A 25110-nucleotide genomic window follows, 5' to 3' on the forward strand; every position below is an offset into this window, starting at 1 on the left:
CTTGGTGAGCTTCTACCTCACCAACAAGCTGATAGGCCGCGGGCTCATCCTTCACCGCCGGAGCTTTCAACCCCCACAGATGCCTGTAGGAGTGTCATCCGGTATTAGACCCCGTTTCCAGGGCTTGTCCCAGAGTGAAGGGCAGATTGCCCACGTGTTACTCACCCGTTCGCCACTAATCCCCACCGAAGTGGTTCATCGTTCGACTTGCATGTGTTAAGCACGCCGCCAGCGTTCGTCCTGAGCCAGGATCAAACTCTCCGTGAATGTTTTCCCGTAATCGGGACGACACCACGAGAGCGGAACAGCCGGACGGAATAAGACCGACTGTTCACTGCGTCCTCGCTGTGCGCCTACCAGGTGTTAGCCCGGCAGGACTTTTTCAAAGGAACCTCCACCCACCACATGACATGGTGGACGGGGTATCAACATATCTGGCGTTGATTTTTGGCACGCTGTTGAGTTCTCAAGGAACGGACGCTTCCTTCGTACTCACCCGAGAGACTCTCTCGTGGCTTTCCTCCGGGCGCTTCCCTTCGGTGTTCCAAACTCTATCAGTGATTTTCCGTCTCTCTGACCACGGTTCTGCGGACATGCAGAACCGGACCCCGAGATAGGATCCGACAAGTTGGATGCTGCCAGGCAAGGACGCTTGGTCGCGTCACTCGGCCTCAAGCAGGTGTACGACTCTACATGCGGCTACGGAGCGCGTGCAAATCGTTTCCGCTGTGCTCTACGGTCGCCAACCGGGTCCTCTCGTGCGGAACCGGTACTTCATATGACTTACGCTGCTGAGCAGTGCGCCGTCCAGGAAAGGCAGCGACGGCCCATCTGAATCTCCGCCCCTGGGAGGCTTCCCATGACCACCGTGACGTCCCCTCTTGCAGGACGCACCATCGGACTCACAGCTGTACCTGATCCGGTCTTCTCCGGAGCCATGGTGGGCCCCGGCACCGCGATCGACCCCGTCCGGGAGGCCTCGGCGGCCGTCGCCCCCATCGACGGCGTTGTTGTCTCGCTCCACCCTCACGCCTTCGTCGTGGTCGACGACGAGGGGCATGGAGTGCTGACGCACCTCGGTATCGACACCGTTCAGCTGAACGGCGAGGGCTTCGAGCTGCTCGTCAACAAGGGCGACACCGTGCGGCGCGGCCAGTCCGTGGTGCGCTGGGACCCGGCTGCTGTCGAGGCCGCCGGCAAGTCCCCCATCTGCCCCATCGTGGCACTCGAGGCCACGGCCGAGTCCCTCTCCGACGTCAGCGTTGACGCCGACGTGAAGGCCGGCGACGCGCTCTTCGGCTGGCACTGACTCCCTGCCGTCATGAACAGCAGGCACGACAACCATCGCGGCGGCGGGACCCGCCGCTCTATCGGAGACGGGTGACATGGAGACAACGCTGCGAGGCGTCGGCGTGAGCCACGGTGTGGCGATCGGCGAGGTTCGGCACATGGGAACGGCGGTGCTCGAACCGCCTGCCAAGCAGATACCGACGGAGGACGCGGAGCGCGAACAGGGGCGCGCCCGCAAGGCCGTCGAGGCCGTCGCGGCCGACCTGATGGCGCGTGGCAATCTGGCGGGTGGCGAGGCCCAGGCTGTTCTCGAGGCCCAGGCCATGATGGCCCAGGACCCGGAGCTCATGGCTGATGTCGAGCGGCGTATCGCGGTCGGGAGCACGGCTGAGCGTGGGGTGTACGACGCGTTCGCCGCGTATCGCGCGCTGCTGGCGAATGCCGGAGAGTACCTCGCCGGACGTGTGGCGGACCTCGACGACGTGCGGAACCGTATCGTCGCCCGGCTCCTCGGGGTGCCGATGCCCGGCGTGCCCGACAGCGACGAGCCGTACGTCCTTATCGCTCGTGATCTGGCGCCCGCCGACACCGCTCTGCTGGACCCGACGTTGGTCCTCGGTTTTGTCACCGAGGAGGGTGGGCCGACCAGCCACAGCGCGATCCTGGCTCGGGCGCTCGGTGTGCCCGCCGTGGTGGCGCTGCCGGGTGCGGGTGAGCTTGCCGAGGGCACGTTGGTCGCCGTGGACGGCAGTACCGGCGAGATCTTCGTGAACCCGAGTGCGGAGAAGAAGGCGGAGATGGAGGCCGCGGCCGCTGCGCGCAGGGCCGCGTTGGCGGCCACGACCGGGCCCGGTGCCACCTCGGACGGGCACAAGGTGCCGCTGCTGGCCAACATCGGTGGTCCCGCGGACGTTCCTGCGGCGGTCGAGGCCGGTGCCGAGGGCGTGGGTCTGTTCCGTACCGAGTTCCTCTTCCTCGACGACAGCAAGAACGCGCCGTCCGAGGAGAAGCAGGTCGAGGCGTATCGCAAGGTGCTCGAGGCCTTCCCCGAGGGGCGGGTCGTGGTGCGGGTGCTCGATGCGGGCGCCGACAAGCCGCTCGACTTCCTGACGCCGGCCGACGAGCCGAACCCGGCGCTGGGCGTGCGCGGGCTCCGCTCGCTGCTCGACCATCCCGATGTAATGCGGACGCAGCTGACGGCGCTCGCCAAGGCTTCCGAGGGACTGCCGGTCTACCTCGATGTGATGGCGCCGATGGTGGCGGACCGTGCCGACGCCAAGGCGTTCGCCGACGCCTGCCGTGAGGCGGGCCTGCGGGCGAAGTTCGGTGCCATGGTCGAGATTCCGTCGGCCGCTCTGCGTGCGCGGTCGATCCTGCAAGAGGTCGAGTTCCTGTCGCTGGGGACCAACGACCTCGCGCAGTACACCTTCGCCGCCGACCGCCAGGTGGGTGCCGTTTCCCGGCTACAGGATCCGTGGCAGCCCGCGCTGCTCGACCTGGTCGCGCTGTCCACCGAGGCGGCCAAGGCCGAGGGCAAGAGCTGCGGTGTCTGCGGCGAGGCCGCTTCGGACCCGCTGCTCGCCTGTGTGCTGACCGGTCTGGGTGTCACCTCTCTCTCCATGGGTGCCGCGTCCATTCCTTATGTCCGCGCGACGCTGGCCAAGTACACGCTGGCGCAGTGCGAGCGTGCGGCTGCGGCCGCGCGTGCCTGCGACAGTGCCGAGGAAGCGCGCACGGCGGTCCAGGCGGTGCTGTCCGGCGAGTAGTCGGTGCCGTCAGCCGTCGGTGACGGGCGCCGTTGTCGCTGATCGGCCGTGGTCGAGGGGCGCTCCGCCTGAGGGCGGGGCGCCCCTCGTGTGTTCAGTGCGTGTGCCGTGCCGTGGGCCCGTCCTCCCCCAGGTCCGGTGGCGCGCAGTAGTCGACGCCCGACTCCGGGGAGACGAGGTCGCCGGATTCGACATCGGTGCAGTAGGCGTCGAAGACCTCGCCGGCGGTGAGCGGTTCCAGGCCCTCGCCGCGCACGCGCCAGCCGTAGACACGGTCGGTCGCGTCAGGGGTGCCGGCGCGCATGACCAGGCCACCGGGGCTCTGGGTGGCGATGCCCAGGGCGAGGACGGTGGTGAATTCGAGGGCCTCGGCCTCGTCCAGTTGGGGTGTTCCGTGCTGGTCGTCGTCGGCCCGGAGGACCGCGACGAGTGTTTCGGGCTCCGTAGAGACGCTGCACACGAGGTGGCGCTGCCCCGGGCCCGAGGCGTCGAGGATGCGCATGAGCAGGTCGGAGGCGCGTACGAAGGCGACTCGGCCGATGTCCTCGCCGCAGGACGCACAGGTGCCGATGCGGGACAACAGCGTCGTCGCGTACTCCCAAGTGGCCTGGCGGACGGCTTCGTCGATGAGGTTCGGGACGAGGTGGTCGAGGGGCTGGCCCTCGTACGGAACCGTCGCGCCTGTCGCGGCGAGCTCCGCGGTGAAGCGGGTGCGGCTGGACGGTGTGTCGGGTTCCAGGCCGTGCTGGGCGCAGAACTCCGCGTATTCCTCGGGGTCGAAGAGGGCCACCGTGGTGTGGCCGCCCTGCGAGGCGAGGGTTCGGAGCAGGGCTTCCACCTGCTGGAGATAGCTCGCGTGGTTGTCGAAGGTGAAGGTGCGGTAGCGCCGCCGCATCGCGGTGAAGTCCTGCTCGTCGGTCAACAGGCCGATGGTTCCGGCGATTTCACGGCGCAGGACGCGTCGCATGGTCTGGTGCTGGGTGTGTGCCATTTTTCCCCCTGCGTGCAGTCGATCAATGCTCACTCACAGTAACCGGCGGCACTGACAACGCCCCCTCGGACGTGGGCGGACACGCTTCCATCAGCGATCAACCGGTGCCGCCGGGACCGGTGACAGCACCCCCCGGATCATCAAGGACAGGGGCAAAGAGTCATACCGGCCCCGAAGGCCACGAACCCGAACCGGGCTCTACGAAGAAGGTAATGGGCACGACCGAGGCAGCACTTGAACGCGGGGTTGGTCAGGCGCGTTTGCGGGCCAGCTCCTCGTAGAAGCGGAGCAGGTCGAGGTTGTCGATGGAACCGGGGTTGACCGCCTTCTCCAAGGGGGTGCCCTGGAGGAGGCGTTTGACCGGGACCTCGATGCGCTTGCCGGTGAGGGTGTGCGGGACTGCGGGTACCTCGATGACCTCGTCGGGGATGTGACGGGGTGAGAGTTGTTCGCGGATGGTCTGCTTGATGCGGTTCAGGAGGGCGTCGTCGAGTACGGCTCCTGGAGCGAGGTGGACGAAGAGGGGCATCCAGTAGCCGCCGTCGGGCTGTTCGATGCCGATGACGAGGGACTCGCGGATCTCGGGGAGCCGCTCGACGGCTTCGTAGATGTCGGCCGAACCCATGCGGACGCCCTGGCGGTTGAGGGTCGAGTCCGAGCGGCCGTGGATGACGACGGAGCCGCGTGAGGTGACGGTGATCCAGTCGCCGTGGCGCCACACTCCGGGGTACGTGTCGAAGTAACTGTCGTGGTAGCGGCTGCCGTCGGGGTCGTTCCAGAAGCGGATGGGCATCGACGGCATGGGGTTGGTGACGACGAGTTCGCCGACCTCGTCGATGAGGGGTTCGCCGCTCGGGTCCCACGACTGGAGGTCGGTGCCGAGGCCGGGTGCCTGGAGTTCGCCGATGTGGACCGGGAGGGTGGGGACGGCTCCGGCGAAGCAGGAGCACACGTCGGTGCCGCCGCTGACGGAGGCGATCCACAGGTCGTCGCGCACCTCGTCGTGCAGCCAGCGGAATCCGTCGGGCGGCAGGGGCGAGCCGGTGGTGGCGACGCACTGGACGCGGGAGAGGTCGAAGTCGCGGGAGGGGTGGACGTCCGCCTTCCGGCAGGCCATGACGTATGCCGCCGAGGTACCGAAGAGGGTGGCGCCGGTGCGTTCGGCGATGCGCCACTGGGCACCGGTGTCCGGGAAGCCGGGGCTGCCGTCGTACAGGACGATCGTGGTGCCCGTCAGGAGGCCGGAGACGAGGAAGTTCCACATCATCCAGCCGGTCGACGTGTACCAGAAGAAGCGGTCCTCGGGGCCCAGGTCGCAGTGGAGGCCGAGCTGCTTGAGGTGCTCGACGAGGATGCCGCCCTGGGACTGGACGATGGCCTTGGGGAGACCGGTCGTGCCGGAGGAGTAGAGCACCCACAGGGGGTGGTCGAAGGGGACCTCTTCGTAGATGGGCGTTACGTCCGCAGACGTGAGGGCCGACCATTCCAGGGCACCCTCGGGGGCCTCGGTGCCGAGCAGCGGGATGTGGACGACGGCGCGCAGGGTGGGCAGTTCGCTGCGCAGTTCGGCGACGGTGTCGCGGCGGTCGTGTTCCTTGCCGCCGTAGCGGTAGCCGTCGACGGTGAACAGTACGACGGGTTCGACCTGCTGGAAGCGGTCGAGGACGCTGCGGGCGCCGAAGTCGGGGGCGCAGGACGTCCAGACGCCGCCGACGGCCGCGGTGGCGAGGAGGGCGACGACGGCCTGGGGCACGTTCGGGAGGTAGCCGCTGACGCGGTCCCCCGGGCCTACACCGAGGACACGGAGTTCGGCGGCCAGGGAGCCGACCTGGCAGCGCAGTTCGGACCAGCTGACCGGGGTCGGTTCGTGGGTCTCGTCGACATGGAGGAGGGCCGGTTCGTCCGCTCGGGTGTCGGCCGCTCGCAGGGCGTGCTCGGCGTAGTTGAGGGTGGCTCCGGGGAACCACTGTGCGCCCGGCATCGAGCGGTCGCCCAGCACGCGCGCGTAGGGGGTCGAGAACCGTACGTCGAACCACTCGGTGACGGCTTTCCAGAACGTGTCCAGTTCGTCCACGGACCAGCGGTGCAGAGCGGCGTAGCCACCCTCGGCGGGTGCTCCGTGGTGGTCGGCCGCCCAGGTCTGGAATCGGGTGATCTGTGACTGGGCGATGCGGCCCGGGTCGGGTTGCCAGAGCGGCGAGGGGTTCGCTGAGGTCATGGGGCGGCTCCCGGACTGTGCGCGTCGTGTGCGTGTACCGCGCACGGGCTGGGGTGTGCGCGTCACGCGGCTGACACGGACCATGCCATGTGATCGACATCCGCACCAGGGCGAGCCCCCACATGGTCCGGCTCGTGAAGATGTGGTCCTGCCACGGGTGAACGGAAGTTGAACGACTCACTGATCGGCCGTTTCGAGTGGCAGGCTGAGCAGCATGGACGGTCGTGACCTGGTGCGTTCGATGAAGGCGGTCGGTTCGGTGGGATCGGCCCAGGGGCTGCGTACCGTGCGGGCCGCGTGGCGGAGGAGGCGTGCCGACGCCTCGGGGCTGCCGGCGCGGGGCGCCGAGCGGGCGCGGGTTCCCGGGCCCGTGCTGAGTGTGGAGCCGGGTCCGGGTGGCGGAGTCGTCCGGTTCACCCGGTCGGAGCTGCGGATCACCGTCACGGCCGGCGGAGCCGTCTTCTGGGGCTGGGACGGGGCGGGCCCGGAGCCGTCGTACGCGCTCACGGACCCCTCTCCCGAACCGGACCCCCGGGCCCTGCTGGAGCCGGACAAGGACGGCGCGTGGCGGGTCGTGGCGGAGCGGATGACGGTCGTGGTCTCGCGGCACGGCGCCGTGGAGGTGCGTACGCCGGGTGGGGTGACCCTGCGGCGGGATCTGCCGCCGCGGTGGTGGGAGCCGGTGGGCGGCGGGCAGGCGCGCTGGATGCAGCGGTCCGAAGTGGCCGCGGACGCGCGGTTCTTCGGACTGGGCGGGCGCGCGTCGGGGCCCCGGCTGCGTGACGGGACGTATCGGCTGTGGAACACGGATCCTGGGCATGCCTTCGGGCCCGGCGACGATCCGCTGTACATCACCATGCCGGTGCAGCTGGTGGTTGCCGACGCGGCCACTCACCTGGTGTTCCACGACAACACGTGGGACGGCAGTGTGACGCTGCGCGAGGGCGAGGAGGGTGCCGGGTCCGGGCACGACCGGGCCGGGTCGAGCGAGCTCCGGATGGACGGCGGGCCGCTGCGCTGCTGGGTGATGGTGGGCAACCCCGCGCGCGTGCTGCACGCCTGGGCGTCCCTGACCGGAGCCGCCGCGCTGCCGCCGGCCTGGGCCCTGGGGCACCATCACGCGCGGTGGGGCTTCGGGAGCGAGGAGGAGGTGCGGCGGGTCGTCGGCGGCTATCACGAGCGCGGGCTGCCCCTGGAGGCCGTGCATCTCGACATCGACCATTTCGAGGCGCATCAGGTGTTCACGGTCGACCGGGACCGCTTCCCGAAGCTGCCGGTGCTCGCCGAGGAACTGCGCCGGGACGGGATCCGGCTGGTGTCGATCGTGGATCCGGCGGTGAAGGCCGAGCCCGGTAACGCCGTGCACGACAGTGGGACCGCCGAGGATGCCTTCGTGCGGGACGCCGCCGGGCAGCCGGTGCGGGGTGTGGTCTGGCCGGGTGAGGTGGTCTATCCGGACTTCACGCGCGCGCGTACGCGCCGGTGGTGGGGCGGTCTCTACGAGGAGCGGCTCTCCCAGGGGTTCGCCGGTTTCTGGCACGACATGAACGAGCCGGTGTCGTTCGCCGCCTTCGGGGAGTCGACGCTGCCCCGTTCGGCGCGGCACGACCTGGAGGGTCGCGGCGGTGACCATCGTGAGGCGCACAACGTGTACGCGCTCGGCATGGCGAGGGCGGGCTACGAGGGCCTGCGCGAACTGATGCCCCAGGAGCGGCCGTTCCTGTTCTCGCGCTCCGGGTGGGCGGGAATGCAGCGCTACGGAGGGACCTGGTCCGGGGACGTGGCCACGGGATGGCCAGGTCTGCGGGCGTCCCTGTCGCTGGTGATGGGCCTCGGGTTGTGCGGCGTGCCGTATTCGGGTCCCGATGTGGGCGGCTTCGACGGGAGCCCCTCTCCCGAGCTGTATCTGCGGTGGTTCCAGCTGGGGGCGTACCTGCCGCTTTTCCGTACGCACGCGAGTCTGCGGGCGGGGCGGAGGGAGCCCTGGGAGTTCGGTGACGACGTTCTCGGGCACGCGCGCGTGGCGCTCGTCGAACGGCGGCGGCTGCTGCCGTACTTCATGACGCTGGCGCATCTGGCACGCCGTACGGGTGCGCCCTATGTGCGGCCGGTGTGGTGGGGCTCTCCGGAGGACAGGGCGCTGCGGGACTGCGAGGACGCCTTCCTGCTGGGTGACTGTCTTCTGGTGGCGCCGGTGCTGGACCCGGGCGCCGATCGGCGTGCGGTGCAGCTGCCGCGGGGGCGCTGGTACGACACGGTGACCGAGGTGGCGTACGAAGGGCCCGCGCAGGTGCTGATCGACGCCCCCTTGTCGCGGATTCCGGTCCTGGCCCGTGCGGGGGCGGTCCTGCCGGTGCGTGGCGAGGACGGTGGTCTGGAGCTGGAGGTGTGGGCGCCCGCCCGCGGACGGACCGGGGGCGGGCTGGTGGTGGCGGACTCGGGCGACGGCTGGGAGGAGCCGGAGATCGAGCGTTATGTGACGCGTCGGAAGGGGAAGCGGGTCATCGTCGAGCGGTACGGGGAGGACGGCCGCAGTGAGCCGTCACTGCCCGTTCGGGTGCGGGGGCTCGGAGCGTCGTGACGCGCCCCTGAAGGGGGCCTGCGGCCCGGTGGGAGCCCGCCGGAGTCGGGCGTGGCCCCTGCCGGAGGCGCGTGAGGAGCTCGTCAGACGTAACGGCCCTCGAACCATGCCTTCGCCGCCAGGGTGTGCAGCGGGAAGGCGAGTTCGGCCGACCTGCGCAGCAGTTGCCAGCCCTCGGTCTCGTCGGTCGCGACGGACGGCGGCAGGTCGGCCACCGGACGCTCGGGGAGGGCTCCGAAGAGCAGCAGGTGGCCGTCGGGTGAGCTCAGCGCGTCGACGAGCCGTACGTCGCGGCCTGCCGCGGCGATGCCCGTCTCCTCCTTGAGTTCACGGACGACGGCCTGCCGCCAGTCCTCCCGTTGGTCGATGAACCCTCCGGGCAGGGCGACGCCCCCGCGCGCGGGAGCGATGGTCCGGGTGATGACGACCAGGGCCGCGCCCTTGGTGTCGTACACGGGCTGCAGGGCCACAGCGACCGGAATCGGGTTGCGGTAGGCCACGGTGCGGCAGGAGGAGCAGGTGCGGGGCCAGCCGGAAACGCCCTCTCCGTAGGGCGTGCCGCAGCTCGAACAGTGGGAGTCCGGCGCGGAGTTGGCGGACGGGATCTGGGTTGGAGACACGCCCGGGACTGTATCCGATCATCACAAGGACGGCTGCGCGGGCCGCCTCAGTGAGACCGGATGAGGGATTTCGTCGACACCGGGAAGTTGAAATAGGTGTCGGGGTAGAGCTCGGGCTTGTAAGTGAAGTGCCACCACTCCTCGGCCAGGTTCACGAAACCGAGGCCTTTCAGGGTGTCCTTCAGGAGCAGCCGGTTGACGCGCTGCTGTCGCTTGATGCGCGGGTCGAGGGTGTGCGACAGGGTGTCGAAGCAGTCGTAACCGGTGCCCATGTCCACGGAGTTGTCCGGGAAGCGCCTGCCCTGCGGGGCGAAGCAGGGCACGAGGCGCTCGCCGGGGACGTATGGGCGGGTCGGCACCGCCGGGAGCTTCACGAGGGTGAGGTCCATGGTCGAGCCACGGCTGTGGCCAGACTTCTCCGCGATGTAACCGTCCGCGAACAGCCGGGACTTGTCGACGTTCGGGTAGAACTCGGCCTTCATGGCCTGGTCTTCGAGGTCCTTGGCCCAGCGGACGAAGTGGTCCACGGACCGCTGGGGCCGGTAGCAGTCGTAGACCTTCAGGGAGTAGCCCTGCCTCAGCAGTCGGCGCTGGGCCTGGTGGAGGGCCTTGGCGGCGGGCCTGGTGAGGATGCAGAGGGGCTGCTGGTATCCGTCGATGGGCTCGCCCACGAAGTTGTGCGGGGTGAAGTAGCGGATCTCCTGGATGATCGTGGGGTCCACGGATCTCAGGGCCACGAAGCCGGCCGGGGCCTTCGGCTCGGTCGTGGCCCGGGCCGTCGCGGAGGCCGCGGTGACGGCCGACAGGGCGGCGAGGACGGTGACGAGGGCGCGTACCACCATGGACATGCATGTCATGTCCCTGCCCTATCAGGTGCAGGTTCCCCGAGGGAAGGGATTGGATACGGTCCGCACCCGATCGGACGAGTGGACGCGGCCCGGGAGGGACGCGACCCGGGTGGCTCAGGAATGAGGAACGGCCGGAACCACCCCCGTGGGCCCCGGCCGTCCCTACCGATACTCCGACGCTCAAGAGGCCTGATCGGTTCTCCCGTGACGGCCCGGATCGTGCTTCGTGAGGAGCTCCGGCGCCCTGCCCAATCTCCGCCGCCCGTGGCACACTTCTGACGTTCCGTCAGATCCAGTGTTGTGGAGGGATCTTGTCGCGCACCCGTACACCCGTGGTAACGGGCTGGTTCACCGGCGAGGGAGCTGAGTTCCGGCTCCTGGGCACGCGCTGCTCGGCCTGCGCGTCGGTGTTCTTCCCACGTGAGGACACCTTCTGCCGCAATCCGGGCTGCCCCGGCGGCGATCTGGCGGAGGTCCCGCTGTCACGGCTCGGCCGCGTGTGGTCGTACACGGACAGCCGGTACCGGCCGCCGTCACCGTATGTGTCCGACCCGGAACTCGAATGGCGGCCGTACGCGTTGATCGCTGTGGAACTGGAATCCGAACGGCTCGTGGTGCTCGGACAGACCGTTCCCGGGGTCACCGTCGCCGACCTGGCGGTGGGCATGGAGGTGGAGGTCGTCCCGGGCGTGCTGAACGAGGACGCGGAGACGACCTGGACGACGTGGCACTGGCGGCCGACGGGGGTGACGGCATGACGGGCGAGGTGGCGGTGCTCGGCGCCGGCATGCACCCCTGGGGCAAGTGGGGGCGCGGCTTCGTGGAGTACGGGACGGTGGCCGCGCGCGCGGCGCTCGCCGACGCGAGGGTCGACTGGCGGGACGTCGGCTCGATCGTCGGCGCGGACACGGTCCGCGGCGGATACCCGGGGTATGTGGCGGGGGCGACGTTCGCCAAGTCGCTCGGCTGGCAGGGCGCCCGGGTCGCGAGCGTGTACGCGGCGTGCGCGTCCGGGGCCCAGGCCGTCAACACCGCGCGGGCGCAGATCCTTTCGGGGCTCGCGGAGGTGGTCCTGGTGGTGGGCGCGGACGCGGCCCCGAAGGGGTTCTTCCGGCCCGCGGGCGGGGACCGGGCCGACGATCCGGACTGGCTGCGGTTCCGGGTCCTGGGAGCGACGAACCCGACGTATTTCGGGCTGTACGCGCGCCGGCGGATGGCCGTCCACGGGGACACCCTGGAGGACTTCGCGCAGGTCAAGGTGAAGAACGCGGCTCTGGGGGCGCTCAATCCCAACGCCCGCTACCGCAAGCGGGTCACGGCCGAGGAGGTCGCCGCCTCGGCCGTCGTGGCCGATCCGCTGCGGCTGCTCGACATCTGCGCGACCTCGGACGGGGCGGCGGCGCTCGTGCTGTCCAGCATGGAGTTCGCACGCCGTCACGGGGCGGCGGACCCGGTGCGGATCCGCGCGGTGTCCACGGTGACGCCGCGCTATCCCAACACCGTGCTGGACCTTCCCGACATCGCGACGGACTCCGCGGTCGCGGCGGAGCCCTCGGCCGACACGTTCCGCGCGTCGATCGCACGGGCCGCGTACGAGGAGGCGGGCGTCGGCCCGGAGGATCTCTCGCTCGCGGAGGTCTACGACCTGTCCACGGCCCTGGAGTTGCAGTGGTACGAGGACCTGGGGCTGTGCGGCGAGGGCGAGGCGGCCAAGCTGCTGCGGGAGGGCGCGACGGCACCGGGAGGACGAATACCGGTGAACGCCAGCGGCGGACTCGCCTCCTTCGGAGAGGCCGTTCCGGCGCAGGCCATCGCCCAGGTCTGCGAGCTCACCTGGCAGTTGCGAGGAGCCGCTGGTGACCGGCAGGTCGCGGGTGCGCGGGTGGGGATCACCGCGAACCAGGGGCTGTTCGGGCACGGGTCGTCCGTGATCGCCGTCAGGTGAGGAGACCTGGTGTGCCGGCAGGGGTCCCTGTCGCTGTCGGGGCGCTACGGGCACGCGCTGTACGCCGACCGGCCCGCCGCGAGGTGGGCGATCCGCCGCGCACGGTCGGGGTCGACGCGACCGCGTGGGAGGTTCTCGACGTGGTGGTGGACGGTTCGCGGGACCGTACGTCGGACGATGTGGCGGTCGTCGACCGGCTAGGGCGGTGTGTGGGCGTCGTACGGCTGGCGGATCTCGTACGGACTCTGGCGGAGAGCCGGGTCGAGGAGGCCGCCGCGCTCAATCCGCTGACGCGGCTGCCCGGTTCGGACGCGATCACGGGTGAGGTGGACCGGTGGATCGCCGACGGGCGGGTGTTCGCGCTGAGCCGGCTGGACGTCGACGGCTTCAAACGGGTCAACGACGGTGCGGGGTTCGCGGCGGGCGACGAGCTGATCCGGGCGGTGGGGCGGGCGCTGCAGGCGGCCGCGTCCGGGGCCACGCGCGTGGGGCACATCGGCGGTGACGACTTCCTGGTCCTGGCGGATCCGGAGGGGCTCGATCCACTGGCGACGTCGGTGCTCGACACGCCCTGGTCGGCGGGCGGGCTCGCGGTCACGCTGTCGCTCGCCACCGTGCTGTGCGCCCCTGGCAGCGTCACCGACCCCGGGAGGCCGCCGTGTGTCTGGCGCCCCTCAAACAGGCCGCGAAGTCCCTCCGGGGGGCCAGCTGGGTGCTCGGGGCCGCGCGGGCCTGCCGGGCCACGAGATCCGACGCGGGTCGGGGGCCGCACCGGCGCATGCCGAGAGCTGGGCGGGCGGGCCCGGGCTGGGGTGAGTCGCCCTCGGCAGTGGGCCGGGCGGCGGCGCGGGGTGATGCGGGGGTGGCGCGATGATGCGTCGGGCGGGGCCTGCGGCGCGGAGCACCGAGCAGACCGGCTTGCTCGCCGGACCGGGCAGACCTGTTTGGCCGCCCGCCCCGGCAGACCTGCTAGGTCGCCGGCGGCTGAGGGGTGCCGGGGCAGCGCCGACCCGCCCCGCGATGGTGCGAAGGCCGCGCCACCGGCCGCGCCGGTTCCGGAGGCCCCCGGCCCCGCCTTCTCCGTCCGAGACCACCGGCACAGCCGTTCCGCGGATCTCCCGGGCCGCCCTGTTCACCCAGGACACCGGCACAGCCAATTCCGTAGACCTCCCGGCCGACTTCTTCGCCCCATGCCACCGGCACACACGTTCTCCGCCGAGGTGCGCGTACCCGAAAGCCGTGTCCGCCCTGTCCGGCCGAACGCCGACGAGCGTCGCCCGGCTTCCGTCGCGGAACCCGTCGGCCGCGCGCGCTCCATCGCCGTATCCACACCCCGGAACGCGGCGGCTCCGTCGGGCCGTCGGCGCGGGCCCGAACCGTTGTCGCCCGCGACCTTGACGCTCTCACAGTGCCGGTGAACACTTCCGGTGTCAGTCGGCATCGCCGCATTCCGGCGTATTCAGGCACTGCGCCGCGCAGGCCCTCGCCTGCGCCAACGGGTCATGCCCCCACGGGCGATCCGACTACGACGGCACGCTCGTCACGGACGCCGGGCGGGGCGCGGGATCTCCCTGCTCTCGGCAGAAGTAGCCATGGGAACGCACCCTGCACGGTGGACCGGGGCGGATCGCCCCGGGCCTGGGCCTAGGAGCCGCCATGAGCAACGGAGACATATTCGTCGGTGAGGTCATCGGCACAGCGATTCTGATCCTCTTCGGCGCCGGAGTGGTCGCCGCGGTCGTACTCAACTACTCCAAGGCGAAGGACGCCGGCTGGGTCGTCATCGCGTTCGGCTGGGGCTTCGGCGTACTGGCCGGGGCCTACACCGCCGCACCGCTGTCCGGCGGGCACCTCAACCCGGCGGTGACCGTCGGCATCGCCATCGACACCGGGGACTGGGACAAGGTCCACATCTACGTCGCCGGACAGATGGTCGGCGCCTTCCTCGGCGCGGTGTTGTGCTGGCTGGTCTACTACGCCCAGTTCCAGGCCAACGCCGACGACGAGATAGCGCAACCGACACTCGGGATCTTCTCCACCGGGCCCGCGATCCGCAATCCCGTGGCGAACCTCGTCACCGAGATCATCGCGACCATCGGTCTGGTGCTGCCGATCCTGGCGTTCGGCCTCACCAAGGGGCTCGGCGAGTCCGGCACCGCGATCCTGATCGTGTCGTTCCTGGTGGTCGGCATCGGTCTGTCGCTCGGTGGTCCGACGGGGTACGCGATCAACCCGGCCCGTGACCTGGGCCCGCGCATCGCCCACGCCATCCTGCCGATCCCCAACAAGGGGACGTCGGACTGGAGTTACTCGTGGATCCCGGTGGTGGGGCCGCTGATCGGCGGAGTGCTTGCCGGGCTCATCTTCAAAGCAGCCTTCTGAGGCAGCCGTCCGAAGAATCCGACGAAGGGGACGTCATGACGGACAAGTTCGTCGCCGCAATCGACCAGGGCACCACGTCCAGCCGCTGCATCGTCTTCAACCAGGACGGCGGCATCGTCGCCGTCGACCAGCGCGAGCACCGCCAGATCTTCCCCAAGCCGGGCTGGGTGGAGCACGACGCCACCGAGATCTGGTCGAAGGTGCAGGCCGTCGTCGCGGGCGCGCTCGCGAAGGCGGGGCTCCGCGCCGACCAGCTCAGCGCGATGGGGATCACCAACCAGCGCGAGACGACGGTCCTGTGGGACCGCGCCACGGGCAAGCCCGTGCACAACGCGATCGTCTGGCAGGACACCCGAACCTCCGCGCTCTGCAACGAACTCGGCGGCTCGGACGGGCAGGACCGTTTCCGCGAGCAGACCGGACTGCCGCTGGCCAGCTACTTCTCCGGGCCCAAGGCGGCCTGGCTGCTCGACAACGTGCCGGGACTGCGGGCCCGCGCCGAGCGCGGCGAGATCGCCTTCGGCACGATCGACTCCTGGCTGATCTGGAACCTCACCGGCGGCACGGACGGCGGAAAGCACGTCACCGACGTGACCAACGCCGGCCGCACCATGCTGATGAACCTCGAAACACTCCAGTGGGACCAGTCCATCCTCTCCGCGATGAACGTCCCCGAGGCCGTCCTCCCGGAGATCAAGTCCTCGTCCGAGGTGTACGGGACCGCCGTCGGCCAACTCGCCGGCGTCCCCGTGGCGTCGGCGCTGGGCGACCAGCAGGCCGCGGTGTTCGGACAGGCCTGCTACGACGTGGGCACAGCCAAGAACACGTACGGGACGGGCAGCTTCCTGCTGCTCAACACCGGGAACCGGCCCGTGCCCTCGAAGAACGGGCTGCTGACCACGATGGGGTACAAGATCGGCTCGGAGGCGCCGGTCTACTGCCTCGAAGGGTCCATCGCGATCACCGGCGCGCTCGTGCAGTGGTTCCGCGACCAGCTCGGCATCATCCGTACCGCGGACGAGATCGAGACCCTCGCCGCGAGCGTCGACGACAACGGGGGCGCGTACATCGTGCCCGCGTTCTCGGGCCTGTTCGCGCCGTACTGGCGCTCCGACGCGCGCGGTGTCGTCACCGGCCTGACCAGGTACGTCACGAAGGGGCACCTCGCGCGGGCCGTCCTGGAGGCGACGAGCTGGCAGACGCGTGAGGTGGTGGACGCCATGTTCCAGGACTCCGGGGTGCAGATCACCACCCTGAAGGTGGACGGCGGCATGACCAAGAACAACCTGCTGATGCAGCACCAGGCGGACGTGCTCGGGGTGCCGGTGATCCGGCCGAAGGTCTCCGAGACGACGTGCCTGGGCGCCGCGTACGCGGCCGGTCTGGCGACCGGGGTGTGGAACGACCTCGACGAGCTGAAGACGCACTGGCAGAAGGACGTCGAGTGGACGCCCGACATGGAGCCGTCCGTCCGTGACCGCGAGTACCACAACTGGCGCAGGGCGGTGGAGAAGAGCTTCGGCTGGCACGAGGACGGCGAGGACTGACCCGGCCCCTTTTCGAGGCCCACGCGCGCGTGTGTTGTCGATGTCCACGCGCGCGTGCGGCCCATCGGCAGTACCTGAGGACTACGGCCCGTACCCCTGTCGGCGGGGGTACGGGCCGTACTCGTGCCGGTGTCTCAGGTGGTGACGGTCTGGCGATGGGCCGCGGCGTACGCCATCGCGTGCTGGACGACCTCGATGAGGACTTCCTTGACCGACTCCCGGCCGCGCGCATCGCACAGGACGACGGGGACCCCGGGGTCGAGGTCGAGGGCCTGGCGGACGGTTTCGGTGGGGTAACGGGCCGCGCCCTCGAAGCAGTTGACGCCCACCACGAAGGGTATGGAGCGCCGCTCGAAGTAGTCGACGGCGGCGAAGCAGTCCTCCAGGCGGCGGGTGTCGGCGAGGACGACGGCACCGAGGGCGCCGGTGGCGAGCTCGTCCCACAGGAACCAGAAGCGGTTCTGACCGGGCGTCCCGAAGAGGTACAGCACCAGGTCCTCGCGGAGCGTGATGCGGCCGAAGTCCATGGCGACCGTGGTGGTGTGCTTGCCCTCCACACCGCTGGTGTCGTCGACGGGACGGCCCGCCTCGGTCAGCAGCTCCTCGGTGCGCAGCGGCTTGATCTCGCTGACGGCGCCGACCATGGTGGTCTTGCCCACGCCGAAACCACCTGCCACGAGGATCTTGAGCGTGACGGGTTCCACGGGGGCCTTGCCGCGCTCAGTGCGCCCGAAGATCATCGTTCTCTTCTCCTGCTTCAGTGGTGTCGCGTGCTTCGGTGGAGCCTGCATCGGTGGTGGAGCCTGCTTCGGTGGTCGAACCTGGTCCGGCGGTGGAGCTTGCTTCGGTGGTGCCGGACGGTGGTGGACCGTATCCGCCGCCGCCGGGTGTTTCGATGACCAGGACGTCGCCGGGGCCGACCTCGGCCGTGTCGCTCCCGGCGAGTTCGGTGACCGTGCCGTCCGCGCGCTCCACGCGGTTGGCGCCCGGCGTCCCGGGTTCGCCGCCCGCCATACCGTAGGGCGGGACCCTGCGGTGCTGGGAGAGCGTGGAGACGGTCATCGGCTCGTGGAACCGGATGCGGCGTACGGCACCGTCACCGCCCCGCCACCGTCCGGCCCCTCCGCTGCCGCCTCGTACGGCGAACTCGTCCAGCTGGACCGGCAGTCGCCACTCCAGGACCTCGGGGTCCGTGAGTCGCGAGTTGGTCATGTGGGTCTGTACGACGGGCGCGCCGGGGAAGCCGTCGCCCGCACCGGACCCGGAGGCCACGGTCTCGTAGTACTGGTACCGCTGGTTGCCGAAGGTGACGTTGTTCATGGTGCCGGAGCCCTCGGCCTGCACCCGGAGAGCACCGTACAGGGCGCCGGTGATCGCCTGTGACGTCTCCACATTTCCCGCCACTACGGCGGCCGGTGGCCGCGGGGCGAGCATCGAGCCGGGCGGTACGACGATGTCGAGGGGGCGCAGGCAGCCGTCGTTGAGCGGGATGTCGTCGTCGACCAGGGTGCGGAAGACGTACAGGACGGCGGCGTTGACCACGGCGAACGGCGCGTTGAAGTTGGTGGCGAGCTGCGGGGAGGTACCCGTGAAGTCGACCTTCGCGGAGCGTTTTTCGCGGTCTACGGAGACGCGGACCCGGATCACGGCGCCGGAGTCGGTCTCGTAGGCGAACTCGCCGTCCTCAAGGGTGTCGATGACTCGGCGGACCGCGTCCTCGGCGTTGTCCTGGACGTGCTTCATGTACGCCTGGACGACGTCGAGCCCGAAGTGCTCGATCATGCGGGCGACTTCGTCGACGCCCTTCTGGTTGGCGGCGATCTGGGCGCGCAGGTCGGCGAGGTTGGTCTTCGGGTTGCGCGAGGGGTGGGGCGCCTCGGTGAGGAGGCTTCGGGTCTCGGTCTCCCTCAGGCGGCCGCCTTCCACGAGCAGCCAGTTGTCGAAGAGGATGCCTTCCTCCTCGATGGTGCGGCTGTTGGCCGGCATGGACCCCGGCGCGATGCCGCCGATCTCCGCGTGGTGGCCACGCGAGGCGACGTAGAAGAGGATGCGGCCGCCGTCCGCATCGCCGTCTCTGTCGTCGCTTTCCGAATCGTCGCCGCCCGCTGTGCCGTCACCCTCCGTGTCGAAGACCGGGGTGATCACCGTGACGTCGGGGAGGTGGGTGCCGCCGTGGTACGGGTCGTTGACCGCGTACGTGTCGCCGGGGCGCATGCTGTCGCCGCGGCGGCGGATGACCTCCTTGACGCTGGTGCCCATCGATCCCAAGTGCACCGGGATATGAGGGGCGTTCGCGACCAGGTTGCCTTCGGGGTCGAAGAGCGCGCAGGAGAAGTCCAGGCGTTCCTTGATGTTGACGGACTGGGCGGTGGACTCCAGGCGGGCGCCCATCTGTTCGGCGATGGCCATGAAGAGGTTGTTGAAGACCTCAAGGAGAACGGGGTCGACTTCCGTCCCGAGATCGGAACTCTCCGTGACCGCCACCCGTTCCATGACCAGATGCCCGTCGTCGGTCATGGCCGCCTGCCAGCCGTCGTCGACGACGGTCGTCGAGCTGGCCTCGGTGATGATCGCGGGGCCGGTGACGGTGTCGCCCGGGGGCAGTTCCTCGCGGCGGCGCAGGGGTACGTCGCGCCAGGTGCCGCCGGTGTGGAGGCGAGCCGTCTCCGGGGTGCCGGGCGCGGAGTGCGGGGTGACGAGGGCGGACAGATCGGGGGGTTCGGTGAGACCGGTGGCTTCCACGGAGAGGGCTTCGACGACGACCGGACGGTCGAGGGTGAAGGAGTAGGTGGCGCGATGGCGGTCTTCGAAGGTGCGGGTCATGGTGTCGGGCTCGGTCAGCTCGACGGTGAGTGCCGTGTCCGTGCCGTCATAGCGCAGTTGGGCCCGGCGGGTGACCCGGATGCGGTCCTGGGGGACGTCCTCGGCGAGGAGTTCGGCGCGGGCGGCGCCCTCCAGGCCGTCGGCGGTCTTGAGGATGCCGGGCATCGCGGAGGCGTCCAGGGGCTCTTCGACGGACTGTTCACGCATGGCCGTGGTGTCGGCGAGCCCGATGCCGAGTGCGGAGAGCATCCCGGCCATGGGCGGTACGAGGACGGTGCGGATGCCGAGCGAGTCGGCGACCATGCACGCGTGCTGGCCGCCCGCGCCGCCGAAGGTGGTCAGCGCGTAGCGGGTGACGTCGTGGCCCTTCTGGACCGAGATGCGCTTCACGGCGTTGGCGATGTTGGCCACGGCGATCTGCAGATAGCCCTCGGCGACCTGCTCGGGCGTGCGGTCGTCGCCGGTCCGCTCGCCGATCTCCTCGGCGAGGGCGGTGAAGCGGTCGCGGACGAGGGCCTCGTCCAGCGACTGGTCGCCGTCGGGGCCGAACACCCTGGGGAAATGGGCGGGTTGGATCCGGCCGAGGGCCACGTTGGCGTCGGTGACGGTGAGCGGGCCGCCGCCGCGGTAGCAGGCGGGGCCCGGGGCCGCGCCCGCCGAGTCCGGCCCTACGCGGTAGCGGGAGCCGTCGAAGTGGAGGACGGATCCGCCGCCCGCCGCGACGGTGTGGATGTCGAGCATGGGCGCGCGCAGCCGGACACCGGCGATCTGCGTGGTGAAGACGCGTTCGTACTCGCCCGCGAAGTGCGAGACGTCCGTGGAGGTGCCGCCCATGTCGAAGCCGATGACGCGGTCGAAGCCGGCGAGCTGGGACATCCGCGCCATGCCGACGATGCCGCCGGCCGGCCCGGAGAGGATGGCGTCCTTGCCGCGGAACTGTCCGGCTTCGGCGAGGCCTCCGTTGGACTGCATGAACATCAGTCGTACGCCGCGGAGTTCGTCGGCGACGTGCTGGACGTAGCGGCGCAGGACGGGCGACAGATAGGCGTCGACGACGGCCGTGTCACCGCGTGGGACGAGTTTCATCAGGGGGCTGACCTCGCTGGAGAGCGAGATCTGCGGGAAGCCGGTGCGGGCGGCCAGCTCGCCGACGGCCTGTTCGTGGGCGGGGTGGAGGTGGCTGTGCATGCAGACGACGGCGACGGCGCGGATTCCGGCGTCGTACGCCTCCTGGAGAGGTCCGGCGAGGGCGTCCAGGTCGGGGGCGCGCAGGACGGTGCCGTCGGCGGCGATGCGTTCGTCGACCTCGATGACGCGTTCGTGGAGCAGTTCGGGGAGTTCGATCTCGCGGGCGAAGATCCGTGGGCGGTTCTGATAGGCGATCCGCAGCGCGTCGCGGAAGCCGCGGGTGACGACGAGGAGGGTGCGTTCGCCCTTGCGCTCCAGGAGTGCGTTGGTGGCGACGGTGGTGCCCATACGAACGGATTCCACCGGTAGGCCGTTCTGGTGACCGGGGTCCTGCTCGGCCGCCCGTCCTGTCGAGGCGTCACCGGCTTCGGTGAGGAGTTCGCGGATGCCCGCCACGGCCGCGTCGGCGTACCGGGACGGGTTGTCCGAGAGGAGTTTGCGGGTGAGCAGCCTGCCGTCGGGGCGCTGGGCGACGACATCGGTGAAGGTGCCACCGCGGTCGACCCAGAACTGCCAGCCCTTCACGTCCGTCTCCCCGATGTCGCGCTGCTCCGGCCCCGAGCCGGAGGTGCCTTTCGACGATCGGTCAGATCATATCGGGGTCCGGCACCTCGGCCTTCGGTCCGGAGCGGGCGTCGCTTGATGGCCGGCCTCGCTCATTCGGTCACTGAATCTTTCACATAGCGCGATAGTCGCTCGCATAATGAGACGCCAGAGGTCGTACCCAAGCCGGCCAAGGGGCCGAATCCCGGCCGAACTGTCAGGAGCCAAGGAAAATGCGTACGCCAGAGCCCCCTCACGCGGACGACAGCGCCACCGGCGGCACCGAGACGAAGTCGGACCCCGGCACGGGCGGCGGCCACGCCTCACCTCTCGCCGAGACCGGCGGATCGTCCGGCAAGGTCCAGTCCCTGGAGCGGGCGATCACCCTGCTGGAGGCGACGGCGGACAGCGCGCCGGACGGCGACACGGCGACGAATCTCGCGAGCCGCTGCGGGCTCAACCGGGCCACGGCCTGGCGGCTGCTGTCCACCATGGAGCAGTACGGCCTGGTTGAGCGCAATCCGCTGACCAGCCGTTACACCGTGGGTTTCGCGGTCGCCCGGATGGCCTCGGCCGCCGGGTTCGACGGGCTCATCCGGCGCTCGCACGGCATCCTGCGCCAGGTCAGCGAGCAGACGGGCGAGACGGCCAACCTCGCGGTGGTGCAGCAGCTCGGGCTGACGTACATCGACGAGGTGACTCCCCCGGTGGTCCTCAGCGCCAAGTGGCTGGGGCGGCAGGCGCCACTGCACGCCACCTCGACCGGAAAGGCGCTCCTGGCCTGGCTGCCGGCGGAAGAGGTGGACGTGCTGCTGGCCGAACCGCTGACCGCGTACACCGACACGACCGTCGCCGACCGGGGGCGGCTGCGCGCGGAGCTGGCCGAGACGCGGGAGCGGGGTTACAGCGTGTGCGCGGGCGAGATGGAGCGGAATCTGTACGGGGTGTCCGCGCCCGTCCTCGGCACCCGCGACCGGCCGTTCGCCGTGCTCAGCATCTGGGGCCCGCAGGACCGGGTGCCCGAGTCCCGTTTCCCGGCACTGGGGGCGCTGGCGTGCGGTGCGGCGGAGGAGGTGGCGCGGGCGGCACGCGCGTTGTGACACCTCGGGGCGGGCGGCCGGTGCCGGGGGTGGGGCAGGTACCGCCCGATGGGCCGATGCCGGCCGAGGGACCCGTACTGACGGTGACGCGGCACCCCCGCCGGTGCCCCGGCCGGTGCCGTCGAAGGGCGCCCTTGACGGACGACGGCTCCAGGCGGCATGTTCGTTATATGCGACGCATGAACGCGATGCGAACATCGATGTGCGTAATCACCCCACCTGATACCCACCCCCGCACAGCGGAGGCCCCCGCATGACCATGAACCAGGACGTCATCATCACGTGCGCCCTCACCGGTGCCGGAGACACGGTGCGGAAGAGCCCGCACGTTCCTGTGACCCCCGAGCAGATCGCCCGCTCCGCCGTCGAGGCCGCGGAGGCCGGAGCTGCCGCCGTCCACATCCACGTGCGCGATCCGGAGACGGGGGCGCCCTCCCGTGACCCGCGGCTGTACCGGGAGGTCGTCGAGCGCATCAGGGAGACCGGCACGGACATCGTCGTCAACCTGACCGCGGGCATGGGCGGCGACCTGGTCATCGACCCGGAGGAGCCGCTGAGGCACCTGCCCGGCACCGACCTCGTGGGCGGACTGGACCGGCTGCCGCACGTCGAGGACCTGCTGCCCGACATCTGCACCCTGGACTGCGGCTCCCTCAACTTCGGCGACGGCTCGAACCTCTACGTGTCCACTCCGGACATGCTCCGTACAGGGGCGAGGCGCATCCAGGAGCTGGGTGTACGGCCCGAGTTGGAGATCTTCGACACCGGGCACCTCTGGTTCGCCAAGCAGTTGCGCACCGAGGGGCTGTTGGACGATCCGACGGTCTTCCAGCTGTGCATGGGCGTCCCGTGGGGCGCGCCCGCCGATCCGGGCGTACTGCAGTCGATGGTCAACATGCTGCCGGAGGGCGCCCAGTGGGCCAGCTTCGCCCTCGGGCGGATGCAGATGCCGTGGGTCGCCCAGTCGGTGCTGCTCGGCGGGCATGTACGGGTCGGTCTGGAGGACAACCTCTACCTCGGCAAGGGCGTCAAGGCGACCAACGCGCAACTGGTCGAGCGCGCGGTGACGATCGTCGAGGCGATGGGCGCGCGCGTCGCGACGCCGGACGAGGCCCGGCTGAGGCTCGGCCTCAAACCACGTGGCTGACCCGCGGAACGCGGCGCCCGCCGACCGGGCGCCCAGCAAAGACCCCGCGCCCCACGGAGACCGCACGCCCGACAGAGACCGCGTACCTCAGGGCCCACCGGTCACAGCCACCACCGTTCCCCCACGTCGAGACCTCAAGGAGCCCTTGGTGCCCCACACTTCGGACGCCCCCGACACGGCACGGACCTCCGTGCCCAGGCCCGCCCCCCAGGACGTACGCACCGTGGCGTGCGTCGGCGCCGGGGTCATCGGCGGCGGCTGGGTCGCCCACTTCCTGGCCCGCGGATACGCCGTCAGGGCGTGGGACCCGGCGCCCGACGCCGAGGCACGGCTGCGCCGTCTCGTGGACGCCGCGTGGCCGGCGCTGGAGCAGCTGGGCCTCGCCCCGGGTGCCTCCCCGGCCCGTCTCACGGTCACCGACACGCTCGAAGAGGCGGTGGCGGAGGCCCAGTTCGTGCAGGAGAGCGCTCCGGAGAAGCTGGAGCTCAAGCGAGAGCTGCTGGCGAAACTCGACGCGGCGACGCCCCCCGGGGTCGTCATCGCCTCATCCACGTCCGGCTACCCGATGACGGACATGCAGACGGCGGCCGTCACGCCGGGCCGGCTGGTCGTCGGCCATCCGTTCAATCCGCCGTATCTCATCCCGCTCGTCGAGGTCGTCGGGGGCGAGCACACGGACGCGGCGGCGGTCGAGTGGGCCGCCCGCTTCTACGAGGTGGCGGGCAAGTCCGTGATCACCATGGAGCGCGAGGTTCCCGGTTTCATCGCCAACCGTCTCCAGGAGGCGCTGTGGCGGGAGGCCCTGCACATGGTCGCCAACGGCGAGGCGACGGTGCGTGAGATAGACCGGTCCATCACCGAGGGTCCCGGGCTGCGCTGGGCGTTCATGGGCCCGATGCTGACCTTCGCGCTGGCCGGTGGGGAGGGCGGCATGGCGCACATGCTGGACCACTTCGGCCCGTCTCTGAAGTCCCCGTGGACCCGGCTGGAGGCCCCGGAGCTGGACGGGCCGCTCTACGAGGCCGTCGTCGCGGGCTGCGAGGACGCCTCCGACGGACGGACGATCGCGGACCTCGTCGCGGAGCGCGACCAGGGCGTCATAGACGTCCTGCGCGCCACCGGCCGGCTGCCCGGGACCGGCGCCCGATGACGTCCCTGCCCCTCTTCCGCGAGACCGTGCGCCCCGAGTGGATCGACTACAACGGGCACTTGAGCGAGGCGTTCTACGTCCTCGTCTTCGGCCACGCGACCGACGCGATGATGGACGCGACGGGGATGGACGCCGCCTACCGCGCGGACAGCGGCTGTTCGCTCTACACCGTCGAGTCGCACATCCGCTATCTGCGGGACGTACCCGAGGGGGCCCGACTGGGCGTCCGCACCCGGATTCTCGGGGCCGGCGGCAAGAAGGCACACTTCACGCACGAGATGTACGTCCTGGACGCGGCGAAGGCCGCACCTGACGCGGACGCCGCCGTGGTCGCCACGTCGGAACTGCTCGCCCTTCACGTGGACCAGAAGGCCGGACGGGCCACCCCGTTCCCGGAGGGCGTCCGCGACCGGCTCGCCCCGCTGGTGGAGACGGCGCCGGAGTGGGCCGGGCGTTCCATCGCCCGGGTCGTCTGAGGCCGACCGAGGCGAAGGGGTTCCGGGGTCGTCCGCCGCGGATGCCTCCCCTGCCCTCCGCCCCGGAGGCCCGGGTCACCTGGGCCTCCGAGTCGCGTCACAGGGCCCGGAGGCCGCTGATCACATCGCGGAGAATGCTTTCGTCCGGCAGTTCGGCCGGTGGCACCGGACGCGTCACATGGACCAGCTCGTCGTCCACGAGGTCGCCGATGAGGACGCGCACGACCCCGACGGGCAGGTCGAGTTCGGCGGCGAGTTCGGCGACCGACTGGGGGGCGTCACGGCAGAGCCCGACGATGTCCACGTGCTCCGGAGACAGCGAGTGGTCCGCCTCCGGGTCGTCGGCGTGCAGCTCGGTCACGACCACCGCGATCAGGTCGAGGCGGTGCTGGGCCGCGCTGGTGGTGCGGCCGCGTGTCATGGCATACGGACGGACCACGGGTCCGGCCTCGTCGTCGAACCAGTGGGACATCCCCTGACTGTCTCCGCTCATGC

General features: G+C 70.4%; 18 protein-coding genes, 1 rRNA gene and 1 pseudogene. 12 read left to right on the plus strand and 8 right to left on the minus strand.

The features are described from left to right. Positions 1-267 (minus strand): 16S ribosomal RNA (locus ACH4YP_RS23270); the annotation flags it as partial. A 592-nt stretch (positions 268-859) separates the two neighbouring features. Here ACH4YP_RS23270 and ACH4YP_RS23275 point away from each other — a divergent pair. Both ACH4YP_RS23275 and ptsP read left to right on the plus strand, forming a co-directional pair. After that, a complete protein-coding gene (locus ACH4YP_RS23275) occupies positions 860-1309 on the plus strand; it encodes a PTS glucose transporter subunit IIA (protein WP_361068738.1) in 450 nt (149 codons plus the stop codon). Positions 1310-1385: 76 nt separating this feature from the next. Then, positions 1386-3056, plus strand: a complete 1671-nt coding sequence (ptsP, locus tag ACH4YP_RS23280) for a phosphoenolpyruvate--protein phosphotransferase (protein WP_361068741.1) — start codon at positions 1386-1388, stop codon at positions 3054-3056. A 94-nt stretch (positions 3057-3150) separates the two neighbouring features. On the opposite strand, the gene ACH4YP_RS23285 is transcribed toward ptsP, so the two are convergent. Then, a complete protein-coding gene (locus ACH4YP_RS23285; RefSeq protein WP_398492235.1) occupies positions 3151-4047 on the minus strand; it encodes a hypothetical protein in 897 nt (298 codons plus the stop codon). Positions 4048-4297: 250 nt separating this feature from the next. After that, positions 4298-6265: an acetoacetate--CoA ligase gene (locus tag ACH4YP_RS23290; protein ID WP_398492237.1), complete on the minus strand. Its 1968-nt coding sequence runs from the start codon at positions 6263-6265 to the stop codon at positions 4298-4300. 214 nt (positions 6266-6479) lie between these two features. Here ACH4YP_RS23290 and ACH4YP_RS23295 point away from each other — a divergent pair, with 214 nt between their 5' ends. Next, a complete protein-coding gene (locus ACH4YP_RS23295) occupies positions 6480-8846 on the plus strand; it encodes a TIM-barrel domain-containing protein (RefSeq protein ID WP_398492239.1) in 2367 nt (788 codons plus the stop codon). Positions 8847-8929: 83 nt separating this feature from the next. Here ACH4YP_RS23295 and ACH4YP_RS23300 read toward each other — a convergent pair whose 3' ends face one another. Beyond that, positions 8930-9466, minus strand: coding sequence for an NUDIX domain-containing protein (locus ACH4YP_RS23300; RefSeq protein ID WP_361068753.1), 537 nt, complete (start codon positions 9464-9466; stop codon positions 8930-8932). A gap of 47 nt (positions 9467-9513) precedes the next feature. Next, positions 9514-10323, minus strand: a complete 810-nt coding sequence (locus tag ACH4YP_RS23305) for a M15 family metallopeptidase (RefSeq protein WP_398492241.1) — start codon at positions 10321-10323, stop codon at positions 9514-9516. Positions 10324-10646: 323 nt separating this feature from the next. Here ACH4YP_RS23305 and ACH4YP_RS23310 point away from each other — a divergent pair, with 323 nt between their 5' ends. The 5 genes and pseudogenes from ACH4YP_RS23310 (at position 10647) to glpK (ending at position 16188) form a co-directional block, all read left to right on the plus strand. After that, the gene (locus tag ACH4YP_RS23310; RefSeq protein ID WP_398492591.1) at positions 10647-11072 is read left to right on the plus strand and encodes a Zn-ribbon domain-containing OB-fold protein; all 426 of its coding nucleotides are present in this window, start codon (positions 10647-10649) and stop codon (positions 11070-11072) included. After that, a complete protein-coding gene (locus tag ACH4YP_RS23315) occupies positions 11069-12259 on the plus strand; it encodes a lipid-transfer protein (RefSeq protein ID WP_398492593.1) in 1191 nt (396 codons plus the stop codon). The genes ACH4YP_RS23310 and ACH4YP_RS23315 overlap by 4 nt, the downstream gene beginning before the upstream one ends. Before the next feature lie 27 nt (positions 12260-12286). Continuing rightward, a pseudogene (locus ACH4YP_RS23320) lies at positions 12287-13075 on the plus strand (diguanylate cyclase domain-containing protein); the annotation flags it as partial. 840 nt (positions 13076-13915) lie between these two features. Beyond that, positions 13916-14641 (plus strand): MIP/aquaporin family protein, encoded by a 726-nt coding sequence (locus tag ACH4YP_RS23325; RefSeq protein ID WP_361068758.1) that lies wholly within the window; start codon positions 13916-13918, stop codon positions 14639-14641. Between the two features lie 35 nt (positions 14642-14676). Continuing rightward, positions 14677-16188: a glycerol kinase GlpK gene (glpK, locus tag ACH4YP_RS23330; RefSeq protein ID WP_398492244.1), complete on the plus strand. Its 1512-nt coding sequence runs from the start codon at positions 14677-14679 to the stop codon at positions 16186-16188. Positions 16189-16322: 134 nt separating this feature from the next. Here glpK and ACH4YP_RS23335 read toward each other — a convergent pair whose 3' ends face one another. Both ACH4YP_RS23335 and ACH4YP_RS23340 read right to left on the minus strand, forming a co-directional pair. After that, the gene (locus ACH4YP_RS23335) at positions 16323-16928 is read right to left on the minus strand and encodes an ATP/GTP-binding protein (RefSeq protein ID WP_361068764.1); all 606 of its coding nucleotides are present in this window, start codon (positions 16926-16928) and stop codon (positions 16323-16325) included. Then, positions 16909-20724: a hydantoinase B/oxoprolinase family protein gene (locus ACH4YP_RS23340; protein ID WP_361068767.1), complete on the minus strand. Its 3816-nt coding sequence runs from the start codon at positions 20722-20724 to the stop codon at positions 16909-16911. The genes ACH4YP_RS23335 and ACH4YP_RS23340 overlap by 20 nt, the downstream gene beginning before the upstream one ends. Before the next feature lie 251 nt (positions 20725-20975). On the opposite strand from ACH4YP_RS23340, the gene ACH4YP_RS23345 reads away from it, so the two are divergent. The 4 genes from ACH4YP_RS23345 to ACH4YP_RS23360 all read left to right on the plus strand — a co-directional run bounded on the left by ACH4YP_RS23345 (position 20976) and on the right by ACH4YP_RS23360 (position 24615). Then, positions 20976-21842 (plus strand): IclR family transcriptional regulator, encoded by an 867-nt coding sequence (locus tag ACH4YP_RS23345; protein WP_361068770.1) that lies wholly within the window; start codon positions 20976-20978, stop codon positions 21840-21842. Positions 21843-22095: 253 nt separating this feature from the next. Further along, entirely contained in the window at positions 22096-22989 is an 894-nt protein-coding gene (locus ACH4YP_RS23350) for a 3-keto-5-aminohexanoate cleavage protein (RefSeq protein WP_361068772.1), read from the plus strand. Positions 22990-23137: 148 nt separating this feature from the next. Then, positions 23138-24139, plus strand: a complete 1002-nt coding sequence (locus tag ACH4YP_RS23355; protein WP_398492247.1) for a 3-hydroxyacyl-CoA dehydrogenase NAD-binding domain-containing protein — start codon at positions 23138-23140, stop codon at positions 24137-24139. Then, positions 24136-24615, plus strand: a complete 480-nt coding sequence (locus ACH4YP_RS23360) for a thioesterase family protein (protein ID WP_398492249.1) — start codon at positions 24136-24138, stop codon at positions 24613-24615. Before ACH4YP_RS23355 ends, ACH4YP_RS23360 begins: the two co-directional genes overlap by 4 nt. 97 nt (positions 24616-24712) lie before the next feature. On the opposite strand, the gene ACH4YP_RS23365 is transcribed toward ACH4YP_RS23360, so the two are convergent. After that, a complete protein-coding gene (locus tag ACH4YP_RS23365; protein WP_055613361.1) occupies positions 24713-25108 on the minus strand; it encodes a DUF742 domain-containing protein in 396 nt (131 codons plus the stop codon). Between the last annotated feature and the right edge of the window lie 2 nt (positions 25109-25110).

It is taken from the genome of Streptomyces sp. NPDC020747 (genome assembly GCF_044334695.1).
Lineage (GTDB): Bacteria > Actinomycetota > Actinomycetes > Streptomycetales > Streptomycetaceae > Streptomyces.

What these genes read in the sequence shown, in the direction of transcription:
- ACH4YP_RS23275 (WP_361068738.1), top strand. Translation starts at nt 860, where the DNA reads ATGACCACCGTGACGTCCCCTCTTGCAGGACGCACCATCGGACTCACA.
- ptsP (WP_361068741.1), top strand. Translation starts at nt 1,386, where the DNA reads ATGGAGACAACGCTGCGAGGCGTCGGCGTGAGCCACGGTGTGGCGATC.
- ACH4YP_RS23285 (WP_398492235.1), bottom strand. Translation starts at nt 4,047, where the DNA reads ATGGCACACACCCAGCACCAGACCATGCGACGCGTCCTGCGCCGTGAA.
- ACH4YP_RS23290 (WP_398492237.1), bottom strand. Translation starts at nt 6,265, where the DNA reads ATGACCTCAGCGAACCCCTCGCCGCTCTGGCAACCCGACCCGGGCCGC.
- ACH4YP_RS23295 (WP_398492239.1), top strand. Translation starts at nt 6,480, where the DNA reads ATGGACGGTCGTGACCTGGTGCGTTCGATGAAGGCGGTCGGTTCGGTG.
- ACH4YP_RS23305 (WP_398492241.1), bottom strand. Translation starts at nt 10,323, where the DNA reads ATGACATGCATGTCCATGGTGGTACGCGCCCTCGTCACCGTCCTCGCC.
- ACH4YP_RS23315 (WP_398492593.1), top strand. Translation starts at nt 11,069, where the DNA reads ATGACGGGCGAGGTGGCGGTGCTCGGCGCCGGCATGCACCCCTGGGGC.
- ACH4YP_RS23325 (WP_361068758.1), top strand. Translation starts at nt 13,916, where the DNA reads ATGAGCAACGGAGACATATTCGTCGGTGAGGTCATCGGCACAGCGATT.
- glpK (WP_398492244.1), top strand. Translation starts at nt 14,677, where the DNA reads ATGACGGACAAGTTCGTCGCCGCAATCGACCAGGGCACCACGTCCAGC.
- ACH4YP_RS23335 (WP_361068764.1), bottom strand. Translation starts at nt 16,928, where the DNA reads ATGATCTTCGGGCGCACTGAGCGCGGCAAGGCCCCCGTGGAACCCGTC.
- ACH4YP_RS23345 (WP_361068770.1), top strand. Translation starts at nt 20,976, where the DNA reads ATGCGTACGCCAGAGCCCCCTCACGCGGACGACAGCGCCACCGGCGGC.
- ACH4YP_RS23350 (WP_361068772.1), top strand. Translation starts at nt 22,096, where the DNA reads ATGACCATGAACCAGGACGTCATCATCACGTGCGCCCTCACCGGTGCC.
- ACH4YP_RS23360 (WP_398492249.1), top strand. Translation starts at nt 24,136, where the DNA reads ATGACGTCCCTGCCCCTCTTCCGCGAGACCGTGCGCCCCGAGTGGATC.
- ACH4YP_RS23365 (WP_055613361.1), bottom strand. Translation starts at nt 25,108, where the DNA reads ATGAGCGGAGACAGTCAGGGGATGTCCCACTGGTTCGACGACGAGGCC.